The following is a 1327-nucleotide window of genomic DNA, read 5'->3' as shown; positions in this document are numbered from 1 at the left end:
CTAGTAGTGCTTCGTTACGTTGGGTGATCTCGGCTGGTGGTGGGCATTGTCCTGGTATGAGGTTGGGGGAGGTGGAACGGCTCCGGGGTGAGTTATCGGAGTTCGTTGCCGATGTGTTCGCTTCGGTTCCGCGGCGGGATCAGCGGCGGTGGGGTGAGTGTTATCTGCGGGGCCTGATGCTGGACGGCCGGCGCAAGTCGATCCAGCCGATGGCCGAGCGCCTGCCGGACGGGAACATGCAGGCCCTGCAGCAGTTCGTGAACCAGTCGCCATGGGATCCGCTGCCGGTGCGGCGGCGGATCGCCGAGCGGTTGTGCGAGGCCGTCAGGCCCGAGGTGTGGGTGGTCGACGATGTGTCGTTCCCCAAGTGCGGCACCGCCTCGGCCGGGGTGGCCCGCCAGTACTGCGGAGCGTTGGGCAAGCGGGCGAACTGCCAGGTCGCGGTCAGCGTGCACGCGGCCACCGACACCGCATCGTGCCCGTTGGAGTGGGAGCTGTTCCTGCCCGAGGAATGGGCGCACGACGACCGGCGGCGGCAGCGAGCCGGGATACCCCAGGCAGTGGGGCATGTTTCCAAGACGCACCTGGCTCTGGGGCTGCTGGACCGGCTGGCCGCGCAGAAACTGCAGGTGCCGGTGATCGTGGCGGATGCCGGTTACGGCCGCAGCGTCACTTTCCGGCTCGCGCTGGAAGAGCGCGGCTGGTCCTATGTGATGGCCGTCGACCCCAAAGAGATCGCGCGGCCCGCCGACGCCGAGCCGTATCAGCCGGCCTATGGCGGGCTGGGACCGCCCACTCTGCCCCGCTACCGTGACAAGCCCCGCTCGCTGCCCGGCCTCATCGACGAGGCCACCGTCTTCGAGGAGGTCACCTGGCGTCAGGGCAGCAAGGGCACGATGACCTCGCACTTCGCCGTGCTCCAGGTCAGGCCGTCGGGCAAGGAAGCCACCCGCGCCGCCCAGGAACAGGCCGGAGGACCCCGTTGCTGGGACGGCGTGCTGCCGTTGCGGACCCTGCTGGTCGAACGGCCCGAAGAAGCCGATCCGCCGACCGGCTACTGGATGACCAACCTGCCCGCCACCACCCCCATCGCCGACCTGGTGCGGTGGGCCAAGATGCGCTGGCGGATCGAGCACGACTACCGCGAGCTCAAGCACGGCCTGGGCCTGGACCACTTCGAGGGCCGCACCTGGCGCGGCTGGCACCACCACGTCACCCTCGTCACCGCCGCCCAGGCCTTCCTCACCCTCCGGCGGCTCGACCCAAAAGCCCAGACGCCGGCCTGACCCTCTACCAGGTCCTCGATGCCCTTCAGGACCTGCTGAGG

The 1327-nt window shown here is 69.3% G+C and carries 1 protein-coding gene; it reads left to right on the top strand.

What is annotated here, in order from left to right:
* Window positions 1-56 precede the first annotated feature (56 nt).
* Window positions 57-1286, top strand: a complete 1230-nt coding sequence (locus ACFYZQ_RS40235; protein ID WP_389159271.1) for an IS701 family transposase — start codon at window positions 57-59, stop codon at window positions 1284-1286.
* The last annotated feature ends 41 nt before the right edge of the window (window positions 1287-1327 follow it).

Origin of the sequence: Streptomyces sp. NPDC001843 (assembly GCF_042891955.1) — a bacterium.
In the GTDB taxonomy this organism is placed as follows: Bacteria; Actinomycetota; Actinomycetes; order Streptomycetales; family Streptomycetaceae; genus Streptomyces.
The sequence above is the reverse complement of the archived record's forward strand: the minus strand, read 5'-3'. Positions and strand labels throughout refer to the sequence as shown.